Consider the following 24,998-nt stretch of genomic DNA (forward strand, 5'->3'; position numbering starts at 1 on the left):
AAGACGTTGTTTGTTCGCCGTTCACGGCTTCCAAACAACGTCTTTCTTCGTCTTTAATGCGGTACCTGCGAGCTGAAATCGTCCCGGCTGGATTTATCCGCGTTGTAGAACACGACATCGCCGTCCTTCAGCGTAAACCGGTATCCGTAGGCATCCTGGATGCTGCGGTTAAACCCTTCCAGCTGCCACTGGTTCATCAGCGGTGCGTTGATATACTGCAGATGCGGCCGGCTGAGATCCCCTTGCTGGATCGACTCGATATTAAAATTAACGATAATATAGCCGTCCTTCAGAAATACCGGTGATTTGGCATCCAATCCCCCGTGCGTCCGTCCATATTCGGCGACGTTCGTGCCTGCCGCAACGGCAAAGGGCTCCGCAGGCAGACTGTACTCGCCGTACCATTTCTGAATCGAAACGTTGGCCCGTTCCGTGTCCACGGATGTCGGAATCGGCTCCCTCAGCCTCAAGAAGGTTCGAAGCTGTTCGGGAAGGATCAGCGTGCTGTAGCCGCCGACCGGCGTTTTTTGCTTCGTAAACACATTCGCATATTGCTGGACATACTCATTCAAGCTCAGATGGCCCGCCTGACCATATCGCTTGTATTTATAGCTGGCCGTATCAGCCAGTTCTACCGCGGGAACATTCCGCAATCGTTCGTTCAAAAGGACATAACGCTGTACCTGATCCTGTGCCGAGCCGATTTTCACGAAATGCTGCTGACTGGTGTTGTAGTAAAGATCCACAGGAATGCGCCTGTCGCCCTTGCCATTCACGGCGCCTCCATCCTTGCGAACGAAGTCGAAGCTTGGCGTGATCCGGATGCCGTCGAGGGGGCCGAACATGTTTCCCTTCGTTTTAAAATCGAATTTGAAATGGTATCCGGTTTTGACGGACACGTTCTTGTATCCCTGCAGCGGATGGCTTCCAGGCCGGATCGGCAGTGTAAATATCGCTTGATTGCCCCTCGGTTCGCCGTCAATTCCACGTGGGCCGACCCAGTAGGACGCGCCAGTCGGATTCGCGCTGCCGGTTTGCACCCGGAACACCTTTTCCCAGTTATAATCCGCGATATCGGTCAGATGAAAATCATACAGGCGCCCGATAACCTCTACGGGTACCTTCAATCCCGCCGCATGGTGTGTCAGATTCGTGTTCGCGTTGGTTTGTTCCGTATATCCTTCCGGTGCGTTCTCGGCGATGTTACGGAAAGTGATATCGTAATCCCCTTCGTCCACCCATACCGGCAGATAAAACTCCGTGTTGATCTGGTTGACCGGGATGTCCACCCATGTCCCTTTCGGGATAAACAGCGTTCGGCTGCCGTTGTATACATCAAACGGAAACTTCACCTGCTTGGTCCGGAAATACTTCGCATAATCGCGGTTCCCGTAGCCGGGATAATTCGTATGCTGACCACGCGTCGGGATCGTTACCGTGAAAGGCCGCTCCAGGATTAGTGCATCCCTGCCCGGATTCGGGTAGGTCTTCTGGTTATGGGCCGCATCATCCGATACGGTGGAATAGTTCACGACCGGCGTATGGACCGTGACCGGGTTGATGCCGGGGATCGCAAAGCTCTTATCCTCACCTCCGTTGATGCTGCCATCCATGACCCCGTAAAATATTTCGCCTGTGCTGGGCTGGCTGCTCTTGTTCGTTTTGCTGATGCTGATCACATGGCCGGGACTATACAGTACATTTTCCGAGATGAGTTGCGGCTGTGGAATTTGGGTCGGAGTCGGACCGTTTTCCGGAGTTCGCTGATTGTTCATAATCGTTTGGCTGTTAAACTGGAGTGAATCGTTCTCGACCTCAACCTTGCCGACCGCCCTTTCCGCGATACTTTGAAATGCCCCTTGTTCATTCGGCACGCTCGGCTTCGTCTTTCCGCCATTCAGCGTTTGGGATGGAGCCGTTTGATCCCCGGGCTGGTCCGGCGGGGTATATCCGCCATCCTGGGTCGTCGTATATACCGGAGGCGAATAGCCTGCGGGTTCCAGCGTTACCGTATCCCACGCGTAATTATCCAAGGTCGCATGGTCGATACGGTACACTTCGAGATTGTCGATCTTCCAAAACGAATACGTACGCTCCACTTTATAGCTGTACTCTTTTTCCTCGGTATCATGCTGCGGATCGGGTTCCTCATGCGTCCCTTTGCCGTCAGCGTCCGGCACCGTTTTGCCGGGATCCCATTCCAGATTGTAGGTTTTCTTTACCCTTACCTCGTATGTACAGACGCCTTTCATTTGGGTAAACGTGTTCTGATACAGGTATTCCTTGGCTTTCGCGTTTCCGTACAGGCTTTCGGAAGTCGGGATGCCCTGCAGCACATCGAATTGCTCGCTTCCGCGCGCATCCGCTTTGATCACGGCAGAAACGCCCGGATCTAGCATTTTGCCCGTTTGGCTTTGTGCTGGGGCGGGGGTCGTGCAGGAAGCTTCCGGCGGGGTTGTCGGCTGTTGTTCACAGGTTTCACCTGGAGGACAGCCATCGCCGACGGTGACGGTGACGGACTCAGACAACCAGTACTTACCATCCTCACTCTTCCATTGTGCAGTAATTTTGGCGCTCCCCCTACTTTCACCCATTACTCTACCGAAACTATCAACAGTTGCTACTGAACTTTTATCACTACTCCATACTGTCTGCCCAGTTCGAGTCGTTACATCTATCCATTCTCCAAAGTTAGTTTGTCCGTTTGCTAATGTAGATACTTCAGCTTTGAAACTTGCAGATTCTCCTACTGTCAGCATATTTTTTCCAGTAGTTTGAATTTTTTTGGTTTCTGTAATACTACCTCGCCATTCAATAATGAGTGGTGTAGCATAGGCAGTTGTTTTTTTAGGATAATTAGTATGAAGACGTTTTGATTCATTGCCATCAGAGTCTATCTGATTAATATTGTAAGTTTGTCTGTATTTATATTTTCCATCTTTATCCCATTCTTCTTCTCCAGTCTGAGAAACAAGTCTGATGTAAGTCTTATTCTCTATTTTTAACTCGGTAATTAAAGCTGTATCTCCATTGTTATCTGTTGCAGCAGTTGCAATATGAGCATCCTTAATTTGACTAGGTGAATAAGGTATATTTTTATAATCTAGAAATTGGTCCGGTAGATAATTTGTATCCTTCAGATTCACTTTATCTGGAACACTCTTAATTACCGGCATAGGGAACCAGTCAGTATTATGGCTTCCTGGATTTGGATCCGCCACATTATCTGCAACTACTATTCCACCTTCAGTTTTGAATGCTACCCATTTTCCATCATCTCGTTGTACCCAGTAAACCCCTGGATTTGCAGGTTTTTCACCTTTTACAGTTGTAATAAGTTTTTGTTGTTTCGTTGGTCCTGATGGAGTAGCAACTGGCTCTGTTAATGGTCTTTGATCTGCTGGGTCTCCACTTACTGCAACTATTTTTTGATTAGTGGCTGCATCAAGCTTAGAAAGAAATATAATTGGGAAAATTAATAATACCAGAAAGGGACAGAATAATAACCGAATATACCTTCTTGATCTCATGAATTTATACCCCAATTATTCTTGGTTCGCTAACTTAAAAGTTACAAATACATTACCTATACTAAAATACGCGCCGTTTTCCCCACCGTTATAGTCTTTAGATAATTCCTTCATCATCCAAAAACGTTGAGCTTTATCTTTCACAAAAAAACCAGATCTCACATAATGATCATTATTTGGAAGTACATTTATGCCATAATTTTTTTGTGCCTTGCTACTAAACGGTGTTCCATTGAGGAAAACATATGGATTTGCCACATAAAATACTATATTGTCTAGATTATTTCCCGAGGGAATTATTGTAGATTCAAAGAATACAAGATAGGTACTTTCCTTTATTGTTCGATCAAAGCTCTTATCTACAAACATTTTCCCATATACACTATTTGACTTCTCATTAGATGCGTCAACAACTATCATTCGGTGCAACTGGGCAGTTCCCAGATTTCGAGTGAGCTGATAGACTGTATTTCTAGCCTTGTTAAACTCATACTTTTCTCCTGTAGCATCATTTTTCACAAAACGAAAAGGTGTCAGCGACTCCAAATTGGATCCGGTCAAACCGACCTCCCTCATCTCGTTCAAGTCCCGGAATGCATCAGCTTTTTTGCTCTGTACGTTCTCCAAGCGCATCAGGATGGCAGCGACCTCTGCTCTTGTTGTCGTTTTTCCCGGACCGAAGGTGCCGTCGGTGTATCCCGTCATTAATCCCGTGCCCAGCACCACCGAAACGTAAGGGTAATCAGCATGGTTCAGACCGCCTTTATAATACTCGGCAACCGGAACGAGGGTATCCTTCGTGTCCGCGATGGCTTGACCATAGTCGGAATCTGCCCGGGACAACCCCTCCGCCATCCATTTCGCCATCTCCACCCGCGTTAACGGGGTGTTAGGCTTGAATCCGTTCGGATAATCAACCGCTTTAAAATAACCCTTGCCCGCAGCCTCCTTCACTTCCTTCTCGCTCCAATGCCCAGCCAGGTCCGTAAAAGCTCCGGTATCCGCCTGTACCTCGTTCGTCGACACCCGGTCCAGAATCGCTGCAAACTCCGCCCGTGTCACTGCCGCGTTCGGTCGGAAGTACCCGTTCCCTCCCCCTTTCAAAAATCCCTTGGATACAGCATCCTCAATGGCTGCTTTGGCCCAGTGACTAGCCGGAACATCTTTAAAAGCTTCAGCAACAGCAGAGGCATGCCCCCCTTGTCCGATACCAAGCGTGCTCCACACTAGAATCCCTGCCAACAGAGACATTATTCTTTTTTTCATAGGTACACTCCTTATCAATCACTTTTTTGGTTACACAATCTCCGTCGCCGCTTTACTTTTAATTTTTTTCTTTATCCTACGGGACTGCTTGCCCACGTGAATGATCGGAGCACACCTCCCTCAAACGTATGTATGTGATGCTATGGTACTGAGGCTTAATCTATATCCTGCAATCCGCCGTATACAAATGCTGTAGTGCTTTTTATGCAGGACAATTGCAGTATACACCAAGATTTTCGCAATATTTGTCACAAACAGTCGAAAGCATTCTTTTTATCCCCTTTATGGGACTATTTACAATTAAAGAATTCAGTCCGGTGCTTTTGATCCTCGTACCAAAGCGCTGTACTGACTTACACATAAAAAAGGACGCTGTTGTCTCGCCAGAAATAGCGGTTCACAGCATCACATGCTATCTCTTCATCATACCCGGCAATCGAAAATACCAGGAAGAGCTGTCCTTAATTCGCCAAAGATCACCTACACCGGTTCATACTTCCGCCCTTTGCGAATATGTATAAATAAATCCCTGCGCACATTCTTCCGCAAACAGGAAGGAGAAATCCAAACATGAGTAGTCAAGACGAGATTAAACAGCTCGAATACGCCATTAGCGAAATTATGGAGATCGCTAACGGCTTTGGCCTGGATTATTATCCGATGCGTTACGAAATCTGTCCGGCTGATATCATTTACACGTTTGGCGCTTACGGCATGCCGACCCGATTCTCGCATTGGAGCTTTGGAAAAACGTTCAACAAAATGAAAATGCAGTACGACTTCGGGCTCAGCAAAATTTACGAGCTGGTCATTAACTCGAACCCCTGCTATGCGTTTTTGCTCGACGGCAATTCGCTGATCCAGAACAAGCTGATCGTCGCGCATGTCCTTGCGCACTGCGATTTCTTCAAGAACAATTTCCGCTTCTCCGCCTCCAACCGCAACATGGTCGAGAGCATGTCTGCCACCGCCGAACGAATCAGCCATTACGAGATGGAATACGGCACGGAGGCCGTTGAGAGCTTTATCGACGCCGTGCTGAGCATTCAGGAGCATGTCGATCCGCAGCTGATCCAGCCGCAGCACCATGACAAGCAGCGTTACATGGAGTACAAGATCAAGGAACAGAAGGAAGCCTTCAAGAAAGACTCGCCGGCCGGAGATTACGATGATCTGTGGAACCTTGACGAGCCAAAAACCAAAGACAAGGACACAGCGGCCTCCAAGCATTTCCCGCCAGAGCCCGAGAAGGATATCATGTGGTTTATTCAGGAATTCTCCGAAGTGCTTGAGGAATGGCAGCGGGACGTCATGAGCATGCTGCGCGAGGAAATGCTGTACTTCTGGCCGCAGATGGAAACGAAAATCATGAACGAAGGCTGGGCTTCCTACTGGCATCAGCGCATCATCCGTGAACTGGATCTCACCAGCGAGGAGACGATCGAATTCGCCAAGCTGAATTCCTCGGTCGTGCAGCCTTCGCGCAACAGCTTGAATCCGTATTATTTGGGCCTCAAAATTTTCGAGGATATTGAACGCCGCTGGGATCACCCGACGAAGGAAGAACGGGAGTTTGGCGGGAGAGCGCCGGGCCAGGGCCGTCAGAAAATATTCGAAGTGCGCGAATTTGATTCGGATACCTCGTTCATCCGCAATTACTTGACGAAAGAGCTGACCGAGGATCTGGATCTGTATGTATTCGAAAAGAAAGGACCGGAATGGAAAATAACAGACAAGGGCTGGGAACGCGTCCGCGATCAGCTCGTCGTCTCCCGCGTGAATGGCGGAAATCCTTATCTGGTCGTATCAGACGGAGATTACTTGCGAAGCGGCGAACTGGTCCTCCGGCATGAGTACGAAGGCAACGAGCTGGACCTGAAATACATGGAGCGGACGATGCCCTACGTTTACCAGCTGTGGGGGCGCACCGTCCATCTGGAGACGATTATCGAGGACAAAAAAGTGATGTTCACTTATGACGGCAAGAAGCTGCACCGCAAGTTCGTGTAAACGGCCTGCTTGGCTCGGTTTCATCAGAAAAGACCCGGGAACCCTCCGGGTCTTTTCTCTGTCGCTTGCTCTGCATTTTTGTTGCTATTTAAGCTTCTTCTATATCTCTTGCTGTGTCTGGTTGGGACCTCTATCTCTAGCGCAGTTCTTATCTTATTCCGCCAATACGTCACTGGTATTTCAAAGTGTTTCCGAGTTGTAAACTATTTCTCCATCGCCTTGTATCCGATCCCGTACACCGTCTGGAGAAGATACTGGGCATCCCCGAGCTTCTTGCGCAGACGCTGGATATGAATGTCCACGGTGCGCGTTCCGCCAAAATACTCCATTCCCCATACCAGCTCAAGCAGATCCTCGCGCGTATACACGCGTCCCGCATGAGAGACGAGCAGTGCAAGCAGGTCGAATTCTTTGGGCGTCAATTCCATTGGCGCCCCTTCAATGTCCGCGGTACGGCGCACTGTATCGATTTTGAGACCTGCCAGACGGTATACCTCCGAGTTCGCCTCAGGCAAAGCCTCGCTCCCCTTATCCAGCCGGCGCACGATGGATTTGACCCGAGCCACCAGCTCGCGGATATCGAACGGCTTACTCATAAAATCATCCGCGCCGAGCTCCAGGCCCAGCACCTTATCCACAATATCATTCTTGACGGTTAAAAGCAGTATGCCGAGCCCCTTGACATGCTCCAGGCGGCGGCACACCTCATATCCGCCCAGCTTCGGCATCATCACGTCCAGGACAAGCATATCCGGCCGGAAGGAGGCTACCTTCTCCAGCGCCTCCTCCCCATCTGCCGCCGTTGCCACTTCAAAGCCCTCTCGCTTTAGTGCATACGTAATGGCGCTGCGGATGCTTTCTTCATCATCGACCACAAGCACTCTTTTCTGTTCCATGAGAATCCCTTCCGTTTCAACCAATAGTTTGTAATGGCTCCATCCATGTGAAGCCTACGCTCCATTCATTATAAAGAAATATGTCCCTAGATGAAACGACGGCCATAATAAAGAGCATGCCGAAGGCGGCATGCTCTAAAGTCCTGATTCAATTGGCATCACTGGCTACCTTGCATCTTGCTGATGATGCCCGCACCACCAGACTGGAAGGCTCCGTTACGACCGGCGGCGGATATTCCGTGCTTTTGATCATCGAGATCAGCTCTTCAATCGCTTTGACGCCGATCGCGTGAATATTCTGATTCACCGTAGTTAATCCCGGCTTAAACAGCTCCGCCTCGAAAATATTGTCGAACCCTACGACCGATATATCATCCGGCACGGAAAGGCCGTTCGCTTCAATGGCGTGAATGACTCCGAAAGCCGTCATGTCGGACACACAGACGATTGCCGTCGGCCGCGGATCCATCTGCAGCAGCTTCTCCACTCCCTGAATGCCGCTGTCGTAAGAATAATCTCCGCTTAGAACATATTCCTCACGGTACGGTATGGAGAACGCCTCGAGACCTTCTTGGTACCCGGCCAATCGGCCTTCGTTCACGGGCTGCCCGGGTATGCCTGCCAAATAGGCAATCCGCCGGTGCCCCAGCTCGTATAAGTGTTGAACAGCCTTATGTACGCCGTTCCGGTTATCCGTCGTAATGTTGCCTGCCCGATGGCCGGTAGCATCCGTATCGATGAACATCGTCGGGATTCCCGATTCGATCAGCTCCTGAATGCAGCGGTGATCCTTCTCTACCCCGAATACCACGATGCCGTCCAGATTGCGGCTCTGGCAGTGGTCGATAAAAGAATAGTCCGGGTCATTCAGCCGGGCAGATAGACGCATCAGATCATATCCGCTGTCCTCCAGCGCCGTCTTGATGCCTTCCAGCAGCATCGACACATATGGATTGGTAAAAGGTATATTAATGAGGACTCCTACAGTCCACGATCTTCCGGTCACCAGACCCCTTGCGATGACATTCGGTCTGTAACGAAGCAGCTCGATCGCGTTTTTCACTTTTTTTCTTGTTTTCTCGCTGACGTCCGGATAATGATTAATTACCTTGGACACGGTCGCTACCGAAACTCCTGCTTCCTTGGCGACATCATGAATTGAAGCCATTATCAGATCACCTCGAACTACGGATTGCTATAACTCGTTTCAACAACAGTTCCTTTATCCCTTGTATTCATGATGTTTTACTCTATTATACTTGAAAAAAGTAGCCATAGATATAGAGAATTCTGCATGAAACTGGAAAAGGCAATCCTTCTTCGAGCATGAAATTCAGCTTTTATTCTGAATGTCCGCCAAGTCCTGGGTCAGCTTCTCGATCATCGTGACGAAGGAAGCAAGCTCCTGCGAACTGCTGGCCTGCTCTCTGGCATGGACCGTCGTTTTCTCGGTTTCGCTTCGCACACTGCCGAGACGCTGCATAATGCCCGCCACTTTATCTTGAATCTGTTCCAAAGCCTCACGGGAATGCGCGGCGAGCTTGCGGACCTCTCCGGCCACAATGGCAAAGCCCCTGCCCATTTCCCCTGCATGCGCCGCCTCAATCGCGGCATTCAGGCCTAACAGATGCGTCTGGTCCGCAATCCCTTTTATCAGAGAGCCCATGTTTTCGATCTGCTTCACATCTTCATGCAGCTCGTCCATCAAGACGTGGGCCGTTTCTTGGGAATCCGCGGTTACCTGCGCCGATGTCGCAATTTGTCCCGCGCTTTCATTCAGCTCGGCTATCATGCCTGTCAACTGCTGCACGACTTCTGTAACCGCTTGCAGTACATGCTCTTTTTCATCGGCCAGATCCTTCAGCTTCTCTTTTTCCTTCAGTTCATATGCCTCCAGCACCAGCTGCGAATCCAGGTTAAACATCTTGCTGAGCGAATGGATCACGGATACCCACTCATCCGGGACGACCTGGCGCATCAAGTCCGTCGCGATATCCAGATAAGTCATATAGCTGCCGAGGTAGTATTCTACGCTTAACCCGACACGCGAGTGCACGAGCCCTATGGCAATTCTTTTTTCCAAGTACGCGTCATCGATTTTTCCGTCGGCGAGGGACATCCAGTAATCTCTTTGCGTGTCTTTCAATCTCTCGATCGTCGTCGTTCTCTTGATCAGATCCATGAGCTCCGGCTCTGTCGCAATATGCTTGTAAAAATGATCGACCACTTCCTCGACGACTTTGGCAAATACGGGGCGGAACTGCAGCAAATTCTCCATGTCTTTTTCGGTCAGCCGGATATAATCGATCTGCTTCTTCCGTTTCTGGGACACTTTAATCATGTAGAAAGGGCTCCTTCTATATACCTATAATTTTCCGTTGATACAGCAACTTTGTATATTATAGACCATATTCACCGCTTATCCACTAGAATTTTACTCTTTGTTTAATATTTTTAAAGAAAACGACAAAAAAACCGCCCTCTTTCGAGGACGGTCCTGCGTCCGTTTACCTATTCAGCAAACTTCCCACGTACTTCAGCAACTCGTTGGCGCATACCGGGCAGTACCCGTGATCGTCCATCAGCCTCTTGCTGACCTCATTGATCCGTTTCAACTGGTTGGCATCCGGCGTTTTGGTGGACGTTGTGATTTTGACGATATCCTTCAGATCGGTGAACAGCTTCTTCTCGATCGCTTCACGCAGCCGGTCATGGTTATGGTATTCGAATTTTTTCCCTTTTCGTGAGTAGGAGGAAATGCGGATCATGATTTCTTCCCGGAACGCTTTCTTCGCATTCTCCGAAATGCCGATCTGTTCTTCAATCGAGCGCATCAGCCGCTCATCCGGGTTCATCTCCTCATCCGTCAGCGGATCACGGATTTTGGTCATGTTGCAGAAGGCTTCGATGTTATCCAGATAGTTCTCGAACAGCGTTTTGGCGGATTCGTCAAAAGAATACACGAACGCTTTTTGCACTTCTTTCTTGGCCAGCTCGTCATATTCCTTGCGCGCGACGGCGATGAAATTGAGGTAACGTTCCCGTTCCTCCTTCGTTATGGAGGCATGCTGATCCAGCCCGTCTTTAATGGCTCTCAGTATATCGAGCGCGTTAATGCATTGGAGATCCTGCTTAATCAAAGCACTGGATATCCGGTTAATGACATACCGCGGATCGACGCCGGACATGCCCTCTTCCAAATATTCAGTCTGCATTTCCTTCAGGTCGGCTTCTTTGAAGCCCTCGATTTCCTCGCCGTTGTACATGCGCATTTTCTTGACCAGGTCCATGCCATGCTTCTTCGTTTCCTTCAGCCGCGTCAGGATGGAGAAAATAGCCGAGGAACGAAGGGCATGCGGCGCAATGTGCACATGCTTCATGTCGCTTTGCAATATCAGCTTGTTGTAAATTTTCTCTTCCTCGGATACCTTCAAATTGTATGGAATCGGCATGACAATCATCCGCGATTGCAGCGCTTCATTCTTCTTGTTGGATATAAACGCTTTGTATTCGGCTTCGTTCGTATGAGCCACGATGAGCTCATCCGCGGAAATCAGCGCGAACCGTCCCGCCTTGAAATTGCCCTCCTGGGTCAGGGACAGCAGATTCCACAGGAATTTCTCGTCGCACTTGAGCATTTCCTGAAACTCCATCAGTCCGCGGTTGGCCTTGTTCAGCTCGCCGTCGAAACGGTATGCGCGAGGATCGGATTCGGAGCCGAATTCCGTGATCGTTGAAAAGTCGATGCTGCCCGTCAGGTCGGCGATATCCTGCGATTTGGGATCCGATGGGCTGAACGTCCCGATCCCGACTCTCGCATCCTCGGAAATAATGACCCGCGTGACAGGCACCTTTTCGATGTCTCCGCCATACTCCAGCTTCAGCCGCATTTGGCAGGACGGGCACAGGTTTCCTTCAATCCGCACGCCCAGCTCCTTCTCCACTTCGTGACGCAGCTCGAGCGGAATCAGATGCAGCGGCTCCTCATGCATCGGGCAGCCGTCAATTGCGTATAGTGCGCCCTGTTCCGTTCGCGAATATTTCTCTAGACCCCTCTTCAAGAGCGTTACCAACGTGGATTTGCCGCCGCTCACCGGACCCATCAGCAGCAAAATCCGTTTGCGGACGTCGAGCCGCCGTGCCGAGGAGTGGAAGTATTCCTCCACCAGCTTCTCCACCGAACGGTCCAGGCCAAAGATTTCCTGCTCAAAAAATTTATAGCGCTTATGGCCGCCCACCTCCTCCACGCCGTACGACTTGATCATGTCATAGACGCGGGCATGAGCCGTCATGGCCGGTGAAGGATTTTGACGGAGCAGTTCGACGTAATCTTTAAAAGTGCCGTTCCATGCAAGTTGATCGCTTTCTGCCCGATAGGCCGCTACGCGTTCGAAAATATCCATGCTAGTACCTCCTATGACTACGTTTTGAGTTGTCAAAAAATCCATCAAAGCGTCAAGGGTCAACTTCCTCCCGTTAGATCCCGTTTATCGGATGACTCTCAAATCAAAAAGTGTATTACATACCTATGCTGAAAATGGGGATTAGTTGACCTATTTTTTCGCGAAAGAAGGATTGTCTTTTAAAGGTAATTCAAAAAATTCGCTTTTGATCACGATGTATTTCAGGAAGCTGATTCGACATCGAATATTGAATTCAGCCGGGCCTTCCGATGCTCACGTACCCATTACGTACGCTCCGCTTCTCAGTCCCTATCTTCATTCAATCTTCTTGGTGCTGAAAACCGTCCTTTTTGAACACGTATTTTTATCGAATGTTATAATAAAGGAAACGAAAGAAATGACGGCTTGGCCGTCTTTGAGCAAAGGGGAATCGACATGACCGTACAGCATGAAACCGAGCTGTATGAGCCGCTCAAGGCTTTTTTTGAGCAGCATGGCTATGAAATTAAGGGAGAAGTCCGGAACTGCGATCTGGTCGGGGTTCATCCGGACCGGTCCGAGCCTTTAATCGTGGAAATGAAAAAAACGTTCAATCTGGCCCTGCTTCTGCAGGGGATGGAACGTTTGCAAATGAGCTCTCAGGTCTATCTGGCCGTCGAACGCAGCAGGACCAAACGCGGAGCCGTGAACCAGCGCTGGGGCGATATCACGAAATTGTGCCGCAAGCTGGGCTTCGGTCTGATAACGATCACCTTCTTCAAAACGAAAAAGCCCTTCGTTGAGGTGCTGTGCGAACCGGAGCAGCATGATGCACCGCCAAAAATCAAAAAAAGACGCACCGAGCGTCTTCTTTACGAATTCCATGAACGAAGCGGCGATTACAACGTCGGCGGCAGCAGCCGCGCAAAGCTGATGACTGCCTACCGCGAGAAAGCGCTGCGCGTTGCGCTTGCGCTGGCCAGCGCGCCGCCGGAAGGCGCCTCCCCCGCTTCGCTGAGGGACCTTACCGGCATCGGCAACACCGCCGCAATTTTGCGAAATAACTATTATGGATGGTTCGACCGGATCGGCCGCGGACGCTATATTCTGACACCGGCAGGCTCGGAAGGCCTGAACCTTTATGCAGCCATCATCGAAACAGCCCCTTCGTCGCTTCCCGGTGACAAGGACCAAGACAAAATTTAACTGCGGGCGGTGAATTCCGAGATGGCCTCGCCGATCAAACTCATGCCGAGCAAGAGCTCATCCCGGCCCGGATGGGTGAAGTTCAGACGAATATACCCGCTGCCCTCCCCATCGGCATGGCAGAGCGTCCCGGGCAGGAAGGTGACTCCCTTCTGAAGCGAGCATTTCAGCAGCGCTACGCTGTCCAGACCCTCCGGGAGCTTCACCCAGATAAACATGCCGCCCTCAGGTACGGTATAACTCGTATGTTTCCAGGCGGGGCGCTTCATAAGCTCCGTCATCAGCTTGAGGCGGGTCTCATATTCACGATTCAGCATCTGCACATGATCGCGGATATCAAAGGTGGAAAATTCCAGCAGGTAGTGCAGCAGACACTGGTTAAAATGGCTTGACTGCCAATCGGCCAGCTGCTTGGCCATGACCATCGTGTCGATCAGTACCTTGCTGCCCGCGGCCCAGCCCGTCCGGAGCGCCGGAACGACCGTCTTGCTGAAGGAACCGATGTAGAGCACCTGGCCTCCTTTTCCCGCCTCATCAAGCGCGAACAAGGACGGATACTGGTTATAGAACTGGTCCTCGGTGATGCCCCCAAAATGCAAATCCCCGTATGAATTGTCTTCCAAAATCAGAATGTCCCGGTCTTTGCATATCTCCAGCACTTCCTTACGCCGTTCAGTGCTCCACAGGATTCCCGTCGGATTCGTGAAGTTGGGCGAGATCAGCAGCAGCTTGGGCCGGCGGTTCGCAAGCTGCCGGAGCAGGTCACCCGGGCTGATGCCCTCCCCATCCCCTTCTACCGGTACGATATCCGCCCCCTGCATGCGCAGAATCTGCAAAAAGCCCGGTGATGTCGGATGCTCCACCAGAACCGGATCCCCCGGCTCGATATAGACGCGGGCCAGCAAATCGAATGCCTGCTGGCTGCCTGTGGTCAGCAAAATCTGATCGGCTTCCACTTCGGTATGCTTCATCTGTTTAAAATTACCGCACAGCCATTCCCGGAGCGGCAAATAGCCCTGGGGCTCGCCGTACTGCAGCGCCGCAGGGCTTTTGGATATGACGGCTGCCGCGGCAGCCTCCAGCGACGACAGCGGAAACAGCTCCTCCGCAGGCAGCTCCTCTGCAAAAGAGATCAATGAATTCCGGGCCTGCAGCGATCTCATGAAATGAAGCGGCGATGCCAGCATGGATTTCGTGCGCTCCGCAAACGAATACCGCATGATATCTCCTCCTTCCAGTTCCTATCCACCGTCTCTGGCTTATGATGCACTCCATCAGGATTATGAAAATCCTCACATGTATATATATCCCGGTTTAATTGAAAACAGGACTTTTTTGACGCGCAGTCAGTGCAAACTTTTCAATGGCCTGCGCCCGCGTGGATACTCCCAGCTTGACGTAGATTTTACGCAGGTAATTGTCGATCGATCTTCGGCTCACCGCAATTTCGGTTGCGATTTTATCATATGTAATGCCCTGCACGATCCTCTCCATGATAAAAACCTCGGTGTCCGTCAGATGGTACATGCCCCCATCGATGACCGGAGTTTGTACCTGCCAGATCCCGTTCTTGAGCCAATCCATCGGCAGCGTCGCAAGGCCTTCCCGCAGACCGTCGATCATGAGCATCAGTTGGGCCGCGGATGCCTGTTTGGACAGAATGCCGCTTCCGCCCAAATTGACAACCGAATGGAGCAATTTGATGCCATCCGTGTCCGTCAAAATGATAATGCGGCTCGATGGCGCGGCGTGCGACATTTTTTCCAGAATCGTTTCCGCGGTTCCTTCCGGCATTTGGTAGTCCAAGAGCACCAGTTCCGGCTGCTGCTCCGTAACCAGCATCAGTCCTTCATCCCAGTTCGAAGCCATACCCGTGACTTTCAATTCTTCCTTTTCTTCCAGAATTAATTTGGTTCCCAGCATACTTGTGGGGTGACTGTCTACAATCACGACCCGCCAAACCTTCGTCATTTCAATTGAAACCCCCTGCGAAATAGAGTGGAATGATTACATGGATGTATAATTCGGCTATGTCGAATAACGCGTTAAATGCTTGTTTCAAGACGTATGAAGCGTGTAGAATGGTGTCGGAGGCACTTTTTACTAAAATTTGTTAAAGTTCAGTGTCGTTCTGCCTACATTGCAAATAATCTAACAAGATTGTATCGCAACGCTTCCATTTGGTGCAATCTCTTTTTAGGCTTTTCTGTGACTTTAGATTCATTTTTGCGAAATAAGCAGGGGAATGTTAGAATGAGGACTGGAAAAAAATCCAGTTGTAACCGGGGTGATGATAAATGCAATCTTCAACACAGCCTTCCGCACCTTATCAAAACCGGACGAAACGGGACAAATCCCCCTCAGTGAAAATCATACTGCTGATATGGGTATTGCTTATTGCTGCAGGAATTACCGCCGCCTATTTATACAGCAATCATGTTAAACATGAAATGCTTCAGCAGCTTCAAGCCGATTCCCAGAAGCAGATGAACGAGCTGAAAATGAGCTATGAGGCAAAATTTGCAGCTCTGTCCGGTGAAGTGAAGGAGCTGGAAAGCAAGGTACAGTCGTTTAATGAGCTGCTGACGTTTACCAAAGATAACGCCACCAGCAAAACCGATAACAGCAACAAGCTGTATACGCAGCTGAATGAAGTCAAAAAACAGCTGAGCGCACTGCAGCAGAAGATGGATCTGCTCAAATGAACATTGAGAAAAAGCAGATCAACCGATTTTTTTTACTTGCGACTGCGCCCTTTTTAGGACTTTTTCTATTTTTATTATTCAGCGTGAAGCCGATGCATCTGGAGACCGATACGGCGTCTTTTGTTCCCGAAGTCTCCTTAAAGAATCAGACGGAACACTTAAAGCAAAATTTGGACAAGGCCGATCAATCCGTCAAAGTGACCATCGCTTCCATACGGAAACAATCGGCGCTGTACAAACAAACGACCACGGCCATGAATTCCATCGTGACGAACGCGAAGACCCAGGCGATGCGGCCGGAAATCATTTATAACCGCCGGATTACGGCCAAGCTGGGCGCTCCTTTCGAACGCGTCGAGAGCGACCGGATACGTATCGAGCTGTACCGGGTGAATCCGGGTGTGTATCAGGGCTACGCCATGAAGGTCAAGCTTAAAGACCCTGCAGCCATGCAGATGAGTCTGGGGCGGGATCAAATGGGCGGCTCGGAGACCACCATGCAGGCCGTGAAGAGACACGGGGCCGTAGCCGGCATCAATGCGGGCGGCTTCGCAGACAATGGCGGCAAGCGTTATCCGCTCAGCACGACGGTCATGAACGGCAAATACCTGACTGGCTTTGAATCCAGCTTCAAAGATCTGTTCTTCGTCGGGCTCGACCCTTCCGGCAAGCTGATCGGCGGCAAGTTCAGCAGCCAGACCCAGCTGGACAGCTTAAAGCCGAAATTCGGGGCCACGTTCGTGCCGGTGCTGCTCAAGAATGGACAACCGATGCCAATTCCGGACAAATGGCAGATATCGCCGAAGCGCGCGCCGCGTACGGTCATCGGCAATTACAAGGATGATCAGCTGCTTGTCATCGTGGTCGACGGTTATAACGAGAACGGAAGCTCCGGAGCCACGCTTCAAGAGCTGCAAAGCAAGATGTACGGGCTTGGCGTTCAGGATGCTTATAATCTGGACGGCGGCGGCTCCTCGTCCCTCATCGTGAACGGACGCGTGGTGAACCATCCGTCAGACGGCAGTTTGCGGCCGGTGCCAACCCACTTCTTATTTTACAAGTAGCATGGGGTATCCCTTTAATTTCACAAACTTGGACAATTCTCATTTATTTTTCGCGAAAGTCTGGGTATAATATTCTTAATGAGCATGGTAGATTAGCGGGAGGTGGCCTTCATGTCGTTCTCATTAGTGTTTTGGATTACTGCAGTAGTGCTTGTCATGTTCCTGACCGGCATCCTAACCGCAGGTTATAACGAAGATAAAACCAAAGGCCTGTAATCCACGGCCAAGAGGGCTTCCTGAATAAGGAAGCCTTTTTTCTTCGTGTTCCTCCAGAAAAAAAGAAACATCACGAATCCTCGTGATGCCTGTACGGTGGTTATGCGTGGTTATGCGTGTTTTTGCAGCTGTGCCATATCGGTTTGGCACTGTCCGCAAATATAACGTTCTTTAAATTCGCTCACATCATCCATGGAGCCGCAGAATACGCATTTGGGACGATAACGTTCCAGGATGATATGATCTCCCTGCACCAAAATTTCTACAGGGTCCCCCTCATTCATCTGATACCGTTTTCTGAGCGATTTGGGTAAGACAATTCTCCCCAGCTGATCGACTTTGCGAACTACACCAGCAGGTTTCATAGACCAACTACACCTCTCCTATTAACTAGTCAACTTCTTTTATGATTAGAAAGTACTCCCAAGACCGGGAATCCGCATTTCCAATCCAAAAAAATGGGTCTTTCTTAATAGTTCGATGTGAGGATGTCGAATCCTGCTAACATTTTGAATTTTTATTTCTTTCTTTTAGAAACTTACTTCATGCCGGGAAAATCCAGCTGGCGAAGCGCCTCGAAAACGATGATCGCAGCCGAATTGGACAAGTTCAGGGACCGAACATTATCGGTCATCGGCATGCGAATGCACGTTTCGGGATTCGCGGCCAGCAGCTCTTCGGGCAGCCCTTTCGTTTCTTTGCCGAACACGAGGAAATCTCCGTCCCGGAATTCGATATCGCTATATCTCTTGACGGCTTTCGTCGAAGCAAAAAAGAAGCGGCCTTCCGGGTATTTCTCCTGTACCTCCGCAAAAGAATCATGGTATTCAAGCTTCACCGAATGCCAATAGTCGAGACCCGCTCTCTTCAGCTGCGAATCATCCGTACTGAAGCCAAGCGGCCGGACCAGGTGCAAATGGGTATCCGTTGCCGCGCAGGTTCTAGAGATATTGCCGGTATTCGCCGGAATTTCAGGTTCTACAAGCACGATGTGCAGTGCCATAAATGAATCACTCCATCCTTCAGATATGAATTAATGTTTCCTATTTTCATCAAAAAACAGCAACGAAAAAGCCTTCCGCCATGGTGGCGAAAGGCTGTACGTTCAGGCAGGCTGCTCTCCAGCCTGCATTATCCATGACTCTTTTGGAAATCGGCCATGAAATCGACCAGAGCTTTGCAGCTGTCGTAAGGGACGGCGTTGTAAATGGAGGCGCGCAGACCGCCCACGCTCCGGTGACCCTTCAGACCTATGAATCCTGCTTGCTCCGAATCCTTGATGAACTGCTTCTCGAGTTCCTCCGATGCCAAACGGAACGTAATGTTCATGATCGAACGGCTGCCGGCATCGACTGGACCGCGATAGAAGCCTTCGCTGCTATCGATTATATCATAAATCATGCCCGCTTTCTTGCGGTTAGCCTGCTCGACTCCAGCCAGGCCGCCCTGCTCATCGATCCATTTCAATACCTCGTTCACCATATAAACAGAGAAGGAAGGAGGCGTGTTGTACAGAGAGTCGTTCTTCAAATGCGTACTGTAGCGAAGCATCGTTGGGATATGCTTCGGAGAATCCGCCAGCATTTCTTCACGGGCGATCACGACCGTGACGCCGGAAGGACCCAGGTTTTTCTGCGCTCCGGCATAGATAAAGTCGAACTGGTCCGCGTCGAATTCCCGGCACAGGATGTCGCTCGACATATCCGCGATCAGCGGTACGTTGCCCGTCTTCGGGTATTGCTGGTACTGCGTGCCTTCAATGGTCTCATTGGAGGTTACGTGCAGGTACGCCGCGTTATCGGGAATTTCGATGCTTCCTAGGTCTGGAATGGACATGTACTTATCCGCTTCCGAAGAGGCGGCGATATGCGTCTCACCGATCAGCTTCGCTTCCTTGATGGCTTTGTCGGCCCAGCTGCCGGACAATACGTAGCTTGCCGTTTTGCCTTCGCTCAGAAAATTCATCGGAATCATGGCAAACTGCGTGCTTGCTCCGCCCTGAAGGAAAAGCACCTTGTATCCTTTCGGGTTGCCGAGAAGAGATAACAGGCGGCTTTCCGCTTCATGATGGACTTCCTCATATACCTTGCCGCGATGCGACATTTCCATGATGGACATGCCCGTTCCCCGAAAATTAACAAACTCGTCCTGTGCGCGCTTCAAAACCTCGAGCGGCAGTGCCGCCGGCCCCGCATTGAAATTGTAAGCTCTCTTGCTCACGATAACTCCCCATCCTCTCTCTGTAACTGATTTTATAAAATGATAGCAGGTATCCCGGAGACCATCAAGTACCAAAATGCACAAACACTTCATCCCCGGTACGCATTCCCTTTCCATTCCACTTTAGCACAAATCTTTTACTTATATAAAGCATTACAGAAATAAAATATGCTGCAGCGGGATTAGAAAAAACAACGGTGGGAATGCTTCCCGCGAAGGATGGCGGCAGTATGCTGATAAATGAAAAAGCCTGTCCGTCAGGGGCGGACAGGCATAACCTCTTCGTTTATATCAGTCCACTTGGTATGCAGCCAAACTGCGGATTAAGGGCTTCTCCACACTAGAAAGAATCGTGAGGCGCAATCGATCGGTTTCAATCGTCTCGAAACGATCAATTTTTTTATGCCCGATCGCGCTTCCACGTAGTAGCTCCCTCCATTCACCCTCGCTATATGCTTCAAGCACGTATTCACGTATACGCTCCCCGTGGATGATGTCTTCCATGATGACCGCGTGATTTAGCGGCTGAAGGTGCGCAAGGGTCAGCAGTAGTTCGCTTCCTTCTCCATTCGTTTGGCCAACCGGCTGCCCGAATCTGCGGCGGATTTCATCTCCGAATTCGATGACCCGCTTCACGTCCGCTTCAGGCAGCAGCCCGCGGTTGTCCGGGGATACATTCAAGAGCAGCGTAGCGCCATGGCCGACCGAGCGGTAATAAATATCCATGACTTCCTCCAGGCTTCTTAAGCTGGCTTCGTCGTCAGGATGCCAAAACCAGTGAAGCTTGCGTATCGGAACATCGCATTCGGCCGGTACCCAGGCCGGGGTTCCTTCCATCCAGGTCATCATATCGCTGGTGAACATGCTCTCCCTTGCCGTGTTCGCCGTATTCCAGCAAGGGTAAGGCGCGACGCCGTCTTCATTCCCTACCCAGCGGATCGTCGGACGTCCCATATTAAAGACCATCGCATCCGGCTGGTACTTATCCACCAGACCGATGATTCTGCTCCAATCGTATTCCCTGCCTTGGGATCCGGCTCCGTCGAACCACACTTCGACCAGCGGACCATACCCGGTCAGCAGCTCCGTTAATTGCTCCGCATAAAAATCATCATACGCCTCCTGATCCGGATAACAGGGTTCATGCCGGTCCCACGGGGACAGGTACAATCCGAAACGGAGCCCCTCCTCCCGGCAGGCATCAGCAACTTCGCGGACGACATCCCCTTTGCCCTCTTTCCATGGACTTGATTTCACAGAATAATCGGTCGTACGCGTCGGCCAAAGACAGAATCCGTCATGATGCTTTGCCGTCAATACCAGGTACTTGAAGCCGGCACGTTTGGCGGTTCTGGCCCACTGCCGGGCATCAAACTGCTCCGGATTGAAGAGCTCCGGGGAATCCGTCCCTTCTCCCCATTCCTGATCGCAAAACGTGTTCATGCCAAAATGGCAAAACATGCCCAGCTCCATTTCCTGCCATGCCAGCTGCTGCGGAGACGGTTTTGCTAGTTCGTTCATTAAATCATACACCTGCTTCCCATGAAGTTCGATAATCCTCTCCCCGCACATGGAATGTCCGTGTGCAGGGAACAGGTTCTGCATGTTATTTTCTGGCATCCAATGCCTTTTGATAGATTTCCAGGTACTGGCTCAGCTGCATTCCGTCGAGCCCCTTCACATAAGCATCCCATTCTTTGTTGATGTCTTTGGAGCCTGTAATAAACTGGGCCATATTGGATTTCACGTAGCTGACAAGCGTCGTCTTGATCTGCGCTACCAGCTCGGCATCTTCAAGCGCTATGAACAGTCCCTCGGGATATTGCTCCTTGGAGTGATACGGTTCGTATTCCTTGGAGACCTGATTCAGGCGGGTGCCGTATCCGTCGGGAGCGAGCGGATCCTGAGGGGACGTCCAGGATGCGCGATACGCATAAGTTCTAAGCGATGGACCGATCTGCTCCCAAGCATCATTACGCGTCGGCTTTTTCTCGGCTGCAGGAATAGCCGTATATTTGGCCTGCTGTCCATTGATATCCTTTTCACCCGGCTCCGCTTTCCGCCACCCTGGGCCTTCAGGACCGTATTCCTCCAACAGGATCGCTTCTTCCGTGTACAGATAATCCGCGAGCCGGATGGCTGCAATCTGCTGCTCTTTCGTCGCTTTATTCGTAATCGCAAATTGCGAGCTTCCGATGCCCGCAAAATTCAGCGTCTGCTGTACGCCGTTCGGGCCTTTCAACGGCGGCAGGGCAACATAATCCTTATGGCGCGGCGCCTTATCATCCATACTGTAAGCATAACTGATTAAAGCAGTGGACAGTGCACCCATCAGGTTGTCCGGTTCACGATTGGCCATTTGCTGAACCGCGTCGGCATTCTGCGTGAAGGCCGCGGGATCAATTAAACCTTCTTTGTACAATTGATTCAGGTAAATGAGGCCCTGTTTCCACTCTTCTTTGTTTGCCGTAAAATCGACTTTGCCATCGATAACACGGAGGAACGTTCCCGATCCCTTGTCGACGTAGTCATCGAGGATGAATGAATTCATCAGGAAGGCCGATACGTTACCTGCCCACATTTCATCCGAGCCTGTCAGCGGGATTTCATCCTTTTTGCCGTTGCCGTTCGGGTCCTTTTCTTTGAACGCCTTCAGCACCTGATAGAATTCGTCGGTTGTCGTCGGTACGGACAGCCCCAGCTTGTCGAGCCATTTTTTGTTGATCCACATTTTGAGCGCATTGTCGCAATGATAGCATTCATTGACCTGCGGCAGCGCATAGATGTTGCCGTCCGGCGTCGTAATCGAGGCTTTCATATAGGAGATGTCCTGCATGGCTTTCTTGATATTGGGTGCATATTGTTCGATCAAATCATTCAGAGGGATAAAAACGCCCTGCTGCCCATATTTCATCTGCTCTTCCTTGGTCAAATTCCCGTGAAGAATAACTTCCGGATAATCACCGCCGGCCAGCATCAGCTGCTTGCGGTCGTTCAATGCGTTATCCGGTACGAGGTCCCAGTCGATTTTGATGTTCGTCTTGTCCTCAAGGTATTTGGTAAATAAGTTGGTATCCATATTCTCGATCGTTGCGTACTGAGGCGCGAACATCTTAATGGTCATCGGCTCCTTCACGATCGGATAGGAACCTACGGGCGTAAACAAATCGTCTGCAGCCTTGCTGTCCGCCGCCTTGCCATTGGCCTGATCGCCGGAATCGGCCGATTTGGAGCCGCTGCAGGCGCTAAGCAGGAGCACGCAAACCATCAGAGTGCAGATGGCGCCTGACCAGGTTTTCTTCCTCAAGCTCTTTCTCATTGGATATTTCCCCCATTCATCATCAAAATTGTCGGGGCGCTTGGCCCCATCCCTTCGCACCAAAAGCCTGCACTGCAACTGAATAACGTACCGCCTCACCTCCTTCATGTCTTTATCTGCCATAAATCAGCCCTTCAACGAGCCGATCATGACACCTTTAACAAAATGTTTCTGGACGAAAGGATATATGATGAGCACTGGCGCGCTGGCCACGACGATCAGCGAGTATTTCAGCAGATCCTTGAGCCCCTGCTGCGCCTGCATCTGGCTCACGTCCGCCATCATGGAAGCATCAACGGTATTTAAAATCAGAATATTGCGGAGAATGATTTGAAGCGGGAACAAGTCAGGCTTTCGCAAGAAGATCAGTGCATCAAAATAAGCATTCCAATGACCTACTGCGTACATCAACGTCATGACCGCAATAATCGGCTTGGACAGCGGCAGGACGATGCTGTAAATGAACCGGATGTCACTGCATCCGTCCAGCTCCGCAGCTTCCGCCAATTCATCGGGAATTGTGGTTTGGAAAAACGTCCTCGCGACGATGACCTGGAACACCCCCAGCGCCCCCGGCAAAATCATGGCCCAGCGCGTATCCAGCAGATGGAGATTTTTGACGACGAGATAATACGGAATCAGTCCTCCGTCAAACATCATCGTGATCACCAGCAGAACCATGAAGAAATGACGACCGTAAAGCGTCTTCTTCGCCAGCGGATAGGCAAGCATAACCGTCAGGGTTACATTGATGGTCGTTCCGACGACGGTGTAAAAAAGCGAATTCAGATAACCGACGCCAATTTGCGGATTACGGAACACCGCCTTATAGCCCTCCAGCGTAAAATCTACGGGAAACAGCCACACCTTCCCCGACACGACAGCCTGAGGCGAACTAAAGGACGAGCTGAGGATGTAGATCAGCGGCACCGCCACAAGGATGAGGACCACGGATAAAAACAGATAGATCAGGAACATAAACAGGCGGTCACCTTTCGGTTCACGTATAGCGGTTGCTTTGAACATAAAGTCTCCTCTCTTTCCAAAAGCAGCTTTTGTCATTTAAACAAAGCAGGTCCGGTTTACCACAAGCTGCTGCTGGACAACTTTCTGGCGATGTAATTGACGGATACCAGCAGAATTAGATTGATGACCGAGTTGAACAGGCCAATTGCCGTCGAGAAGCTGAAGCTGGATCCAAGCAAACCAACCTTGTACACATAAGTGGATATGACTTCGGACGTGCTTAAGTTAAGCGGATTTTGCATCAGGTATATTTTTTCAAATCCTAATTTCATGATGTTCCCCAAGTTGAGAATCAAGAGAATGACGGATACGGGAATGAGGCTCGGGATATCGATGTTCAGAATCTTTTGGATGCGGGACGCGCCGTCTACTTTGGCCGATTCGTAGAGCTCCGGGTTGACGCCGGACAGCGCCGCAATGTAAATGATTGCTCCGTATCCCGTAAACTGCCATACATCGGACCAGACGTAAATGGACTTAAACAAGCCCGGCATGCCCATAAAATTCGTATTGCTTAAACCGAGCATCTCAAAAAACTTGCTGACCATCCCAACGTTTGGCGTCAGGTTGACGACAATGATCGAAACCATGATGACCGTAGAAATAAAATAAGGGGCGTAAGATACCATCTGCACCGTCTTTTTGAATAGACCGTTACGAATCTCATTCAGCGCAAGTGCCAAAAGAATGGGCGCGGGAAAGCCTACAATCAATCCATAGAAGCTGATGCCAAGCGTGTTTTTGATATAGAGCCAAAAGTTCGGCGACTCGAAGAACTGGTGAAAATATTTCAATCCAACCCAGTCGCTGCCCCAGATTCCCTTGATAACGTTATAATTTTTGAATGCGATTACAATACCGCCCATCGGAATGTATTTGAAGATAATCAAATACAGGACGGGCAGCAGCAGAACGAGATACAGTTGCCAATGACGCCTGATCTGCTTTCTTCTCGATTTGCCTTTTCTTCGGTCCGGCGGCAGTTTCAATGACACGGAATGCTCCCGTGCCAGGCTTGGTTCGGTTTGAATCTTGGAGGTCAGTCTCGGCATGCGGTTAGCTCCTTTCGTATTCCTGACTCTCGGGTCCGGCAATGTAAGCCGATTGTATACAACAACGTCATCCGGCAACAAGAAACAAAAATTAAAACGCCTAACC

The 24,998-nt window shown here is 50.2% G+C and carries 19 protein-coding genes; 4 read left to right on the top strand and 15 right to left on the bottom strand.

The features are described 5' to 3' along the window. Positions 1–53: 53 nt before the first annotated feature. The gene (locus tag ACTHPM_RS12785; protein ID WP_440421598.1) at positions 54–2,906 is read right to left on the bottom strand and encodes a DUF5704 domain-containing protein; all 2,853 of its coding nucleotides are present in this window, start codon (positions 2,904–2,906) and stop codon (positions 54–56) included. Positions 2,907–3,545: 639 nt separating this feature from the next. Then, positions 3,546–4,796: an S-layer homology domain-containing protein gene (locus tag ACTHPM_RS12790; RefSeq protein WP_440395985.1), complete on the bottom strand. Its 1,251-nt coding sequence runs from the start codon at positions 4,794–4,796 to the stop codon at positions 3,546–3,548. A 570-nt stretch (positions 4,797–5,366) separates the two neighbouring features. On the opposite strand from ACTHPM_RS12790, the gene ACTHPM_RS12795 reads away from it, so the two are divergent. After that, positions 5,367–6,806: a SpoVR family protein gene (locus ACTHPM_RS12795; protein ID WP_440395984.1), complete on the top strand. Its 1,440-nt coding sequence runs from the start codon at positions 5,367–5,369 to the stop codon at positions 6,804–6,806. A gap of 203 nt (positions 6,807–7,009) precedes the next feature. On the opposite strand, the gene ACTHPM_RS12800 is transcribed toward ACTHPM_RS12795, so the two are convergent. The 4 genes from ACTHPM_RS12800 to ACTHPM_RS12815 form a co-directional block, all read right to left on the bottom strand. Continuing rightward, positions 7,010–7,702: a response regulator transcription factor gene (locus ACTHPM_RS12800; protein ID WP_440395983.1), complete on the bottom strand. Its 693-nt coding sequence runs from the start codon at positions 7,700–7,702 to the stop codon at positions 7,010–7,012. A 148-nt stretch (positions 7,703–7,850) separates the two neighbouring features. After that, positions 7,851–8,870, bottom strand: coding sequence for a LacI family DNA-binding transcriptional regulator (locus ACTHPM_RS12805; RefSeq protein WP_440395982.1), 1,020 nt, complete (start codon positions 8,868–8,870; stop codon positions 7,851–7,853). Positions 8,871–9,035: 165 nt separating this feature from the next. Further along, on the bottom strand, positions 9,036–10,043 hold the full coding sequence (locus tag ACTHPM_RS12810) for a protoglobin domain-containing protein (RefSeq protein ID WP_440395981.1): 1,008 nt from the start codon (positions 10,041–10,043) through the stop codon (positions 9,036–9,038). A gap of 166 nt (positions 10,044–10,209) precedes the next feature. Then, the gene (locus ACTHPM_RS12815) at positions 10,210–12,105 is read right to left on the bottom strand and encodes a PrkA family serine protein kinase (RefSeq protein ID WP_440395980.1); all 1,896 of its coding nucleotides are present in this window, start codon (positions 12,103–12,105) and stop codon (positions 10,210–10,212) included. Between the two features lie 435 nt (positions 12,106–12,540). Between ACTHPM_RS12815 and ACTHPM_RS12820 the strand changes: the two genes are divergently transcribed. Continuing rightward, complete coding sequence (locus ACTHPM_RS12820) at positions 12,541–13,290, top strand: DUF2161 domain-containing phosphodiesterase (RefSeq protein ID WP_440395979.1); 750 nt, start codon at positions 12,541–12,543, stop codon at positions 13,288–13,290. On the opposite strand, the gene ACTHPM_RS12825 is transcribed toward ACTHPM_RS12820, so the two are convergent. Beyond that, positions 13,287–14,510, bottom strand: a complete 1,224-nt coding sequence (locus tag ACTHPM_RS12825; protein WP_440395978.1) for a PLP-dependent aminotransferase family protein — start codon at positions 14,508–14,510, stop codon at positions 13,287–13,289. The genes ACTHPM_RS12820 and ACTHPM_RS12825 overlap by 4 nt on opposite strands. A 94-nt stretch (positions 14,511–14,604) precedes the next feature. Then, positions 14,605–15,261, bottom strand: coding sequence for a response regulator transcription factor (locus tag ACTHPM_RS12830; protein ID WP_440395977.1), 657 nt, complete (start codon positions 15,259–15,261; stop codon positions 14,605–14,607). 326 nt (positions 15,262–15,587) lie between these two features. Between ACTHPM_RS12830 and ACTHPM_RS12835 the strand changes: the two genes are divergently transcribed. Continuing rightward, positions 15,588–15,995 carry a hypothetical protein gene (locus ACTHPM_RS12835; protein ID WP_440395976.1) on the top strand — a complete coding sequence of 136 codons (408 nt, stop codon included), beginning with the start codon at positions 15,588–15,590 and terminating at the stop codon, positions 15,993–15,995. Then, positions 15,992–17,059, top strand: a complete 1,068-nt coding sequence (locus ACTHPM_RS12840) for a phosphodiester glycosidase family protein (protein WP_440395975.1) — start codon at positions 15,992–15,994, stop codon at positions 17,057–17,059. Before ACTHPM_RS12835 ends, ACTHPM_RS12840 begins: the two co-directional genes overlap by 4 nt. Positions 17,060–17,385: 326 nt before the next feature. On the opposite strand, the gene ACTHPM_RS12845 is transcribed toward ACTHPM_RS12840, so the two are convergent. From ACTHPM_RS12845 to ACTHPM_RS12875, 7 genes are all read right to left on the bottom strand, one after another. Beyond that, positions 17,386–17,640 (bottom strand): AbrB/MazE/SpoVT family DNA-binding domain-containing protein, encoded by a 255-nt coding sequence (locus ACTHPM_RS12845; protein WP_440395974.1) that lies wholly within the window; start codon positions 17,638–17,640, stop codon positions 17,386–17,388. 173 nt (positions 17,641–17,813) lie between these two features. Then, on the bottom strand, positions 17,814–18,278 hold the full coding sequence (trmL, locus tag ACTHPM_RS12850) for a tRNA (uridine(34)/cytosine(34)/5-carboxymethylaminomethyluridine(34)-2'-O)-methyltransferase TrmL (protein ID WP_440395973.1): 465 nt from the start codon (positions 18,276–18,278) through the stop codon (positions 17,814–17,816). A gap of 128 nt (positions 18,279–18,406) precedes the next feature. Continuing rightward, entirely contained in the window at positions 18,407–19,498 is a 1,092-nt protein-coding gene (serC, locus tag ACTHPM_RS12855) for a 3-phosphoserine/phosphohydroxythreonine transaminase (protein WP_440396250.1), read from the bottom strand. Between the two features lie 288 nt (positions 19,499–19,786). Further along, on the bottom strand, positions 19,787–21,016 hold the full coding sequence (locus ACTHPM_RS12860) for an alpha-L-fucosidase (RefSeq protein ID WP_440395972.1): 1,230 nt from the start codon (positions 21,014–21,016) through the stop codon (positions 19,787–19,789). Positions 21,017–21,101: 85 nt separating this feature from the next. Beyond that, positions 21,102–22,814, bottom strand: a complete 1,713-nt coding sequence (locus ACTHPM_RS12865; RefSeq protein WP_440395971.1) for an ABC transporter substrate-binding protein — start codon at positions 22,812–22,814, stop codon at positions 21,102–21,104. A gap of 126 nt (positions 22,815–22,940) precedes the next feature. Beyond that, positions 22,941–23,840, bottom strand: a complete 900-nt coding sequence (locus ACTHPM_RS12870) for a carbohydrate ABC transporter permease (protein ID WP_440395970.1) — start codon at positions 23,838–23,840, stop codon at positions 22,941–22,943. Between the two features lie 56 nt (positions 23,841–23,896). Next, positions 23,897–24,892 carry an ABC transporter permease gene (locus ACTHPM_RS12875; RefSeq protein ID WP_440395969.1) on the bottom strand — a complete coding sequence of 332 codons (996 nt, stop codon included), beginning with the start codon at positions 24,890–24,892 and terminating at the stop codon, positions 23,897–23,899. Between the last annotated feature and the right edge of the window lie 106 nt (positions 24,893–24,998).

This window comes from Paenibacillus sp. SAFN-054 (assembly GCF_051966755.1).
Classification (GTDB): Bacteria; Bacillota; Bacilli; order Paenibacillales; family Paenibacillaceae; genus Paenibacillus_AQ.

Excerpts from the sequence above, each read along its gene's own strand:
- ACTHPM_RS12790 (WP_440395985.1), bottom strand. The coding sequence starts at position 4,796 with ATGAAAAAAAGAATAATGTCTCTGTTGGCAGGGATTCTAGTGTGGAGC.
- ACTHPM_RS12795 (WP_440395984.1), top strand. The coding sequence starts at position 5,367 with ATGAGTAGTCAAGACGAGATTAAACAGCTCGAATACGCCATTAGCGAA.
- ACTHPM_RS12800 (WP_440395983.1), bottom strand. The coding sequence starts at position 7,702 with ATGGAACAGAAAAGAGTGCTTGTGGTCGATGATGAAGAAAGCATCCGC.
- ACTHPM_RS12805 (WP_440395982.1), bottom strand. The coding sequence starts at position 8,870 with ATGGCTTCAATTCATGATGTCGCCAAGGAAGCAGGAGTTTCGGTAGCG.
- ACTHPM_RS12810 (WP_440395981.1), bottom strand. The coding sequence starts at position 10,043 with ATGATTAAAGTGTCCCAGAAACGGAAGAAGCAGATCGATTATATCCGG.
- ACTHPM_RS12815 (WP_440395980.1), bottom strand. The coding sequence starts at position 12,105 with ATGGATATTTTCGAACGCGTAGCGGCCTATCGGGCAGAAAGCGATCAA.
- ACTHPM_RS12820 (WP_440395979.1), top strand. The coding sequence starts at position 12,541 with ATGACCGTACAGCATGAAACCGAGCTGTATGAGCCGCTCAAGGCTTTT.
- ACTHPM_RS12825 (WP_440395978.1), bottom strand. The coding sequence starts at position 14,510 with ATGCGGTATTCGTTTGCGGAGCGCACGAAATCCATGCTGGCATCGCCG.
- ACTHPM_RS12830 (WP_440395977.1), bottom strand. The coding sequence starts at position 15,261 with ATGACGAAGGTTTGGCGGGTCGTGATTGTAGACAGTCACCCCACAAGT.
- ACTHPM_RS12835 (WP_440395976.1), top strand. The coding sequence starts at position 15,588 with ATGCAATCTTCAACACAGCCTTCCGCACCTTATCAAAACCGGACGAAA.
- ACTHPM_RS12840 (WP_440395975.1), top strand. The coding sequence starts at position 15,992 with ATGAACATTGAGAAAAAGCAGATCAACCGATTTTTTTTACTTGCGACT.
- ACTHPM_RS12845 (WP_440395974.1), bottom strand. The coding sequence starts at position 17,640 with ATGAAACCTGCTGGTGTAGTTCGCAAAGTCGATCAGCTGGGGAGAATT.
- trmL (WP_440395973.1), bottom strand. The coding sequence starts at position 18,278 with ATGGCACTGCACATCGTGCTTGTAGAACCTGAAATTCCGGCGAATACC.
- ACTHPM_RS12860 (WP_440395972.1), bottom strand. The coding sequence starts at position 21,016 with ATGAACGAACTAGCAAAACCGTCTCCGCAGCAGCTGGCATGGCAGGAA.
- ACTHPM_RS12865 (WP_440395971.1), bottom strand. The coding sequence starts at position 22,814 with ATGAGAAAGAGCTTGAGGAAGAAAACCTGGTCAGGCGCCATCTGCACT.
- ACTHPM_RS12870 (WP_440395970.1), bottom strand. The coding sequence starts at position 23,840 with ATGTTCAAAGCAACCGCTATACGTGAACCGAAAGGTGACCGCCTGTTT.
- ACTHPM_RS12875 (WP_440395969.1), bottom strand. The coding sequence starts at position 24,892 with ATGCCGAGACTGACCTCCAAGATTCAAACCGAACCAAGCCTGGCACGG.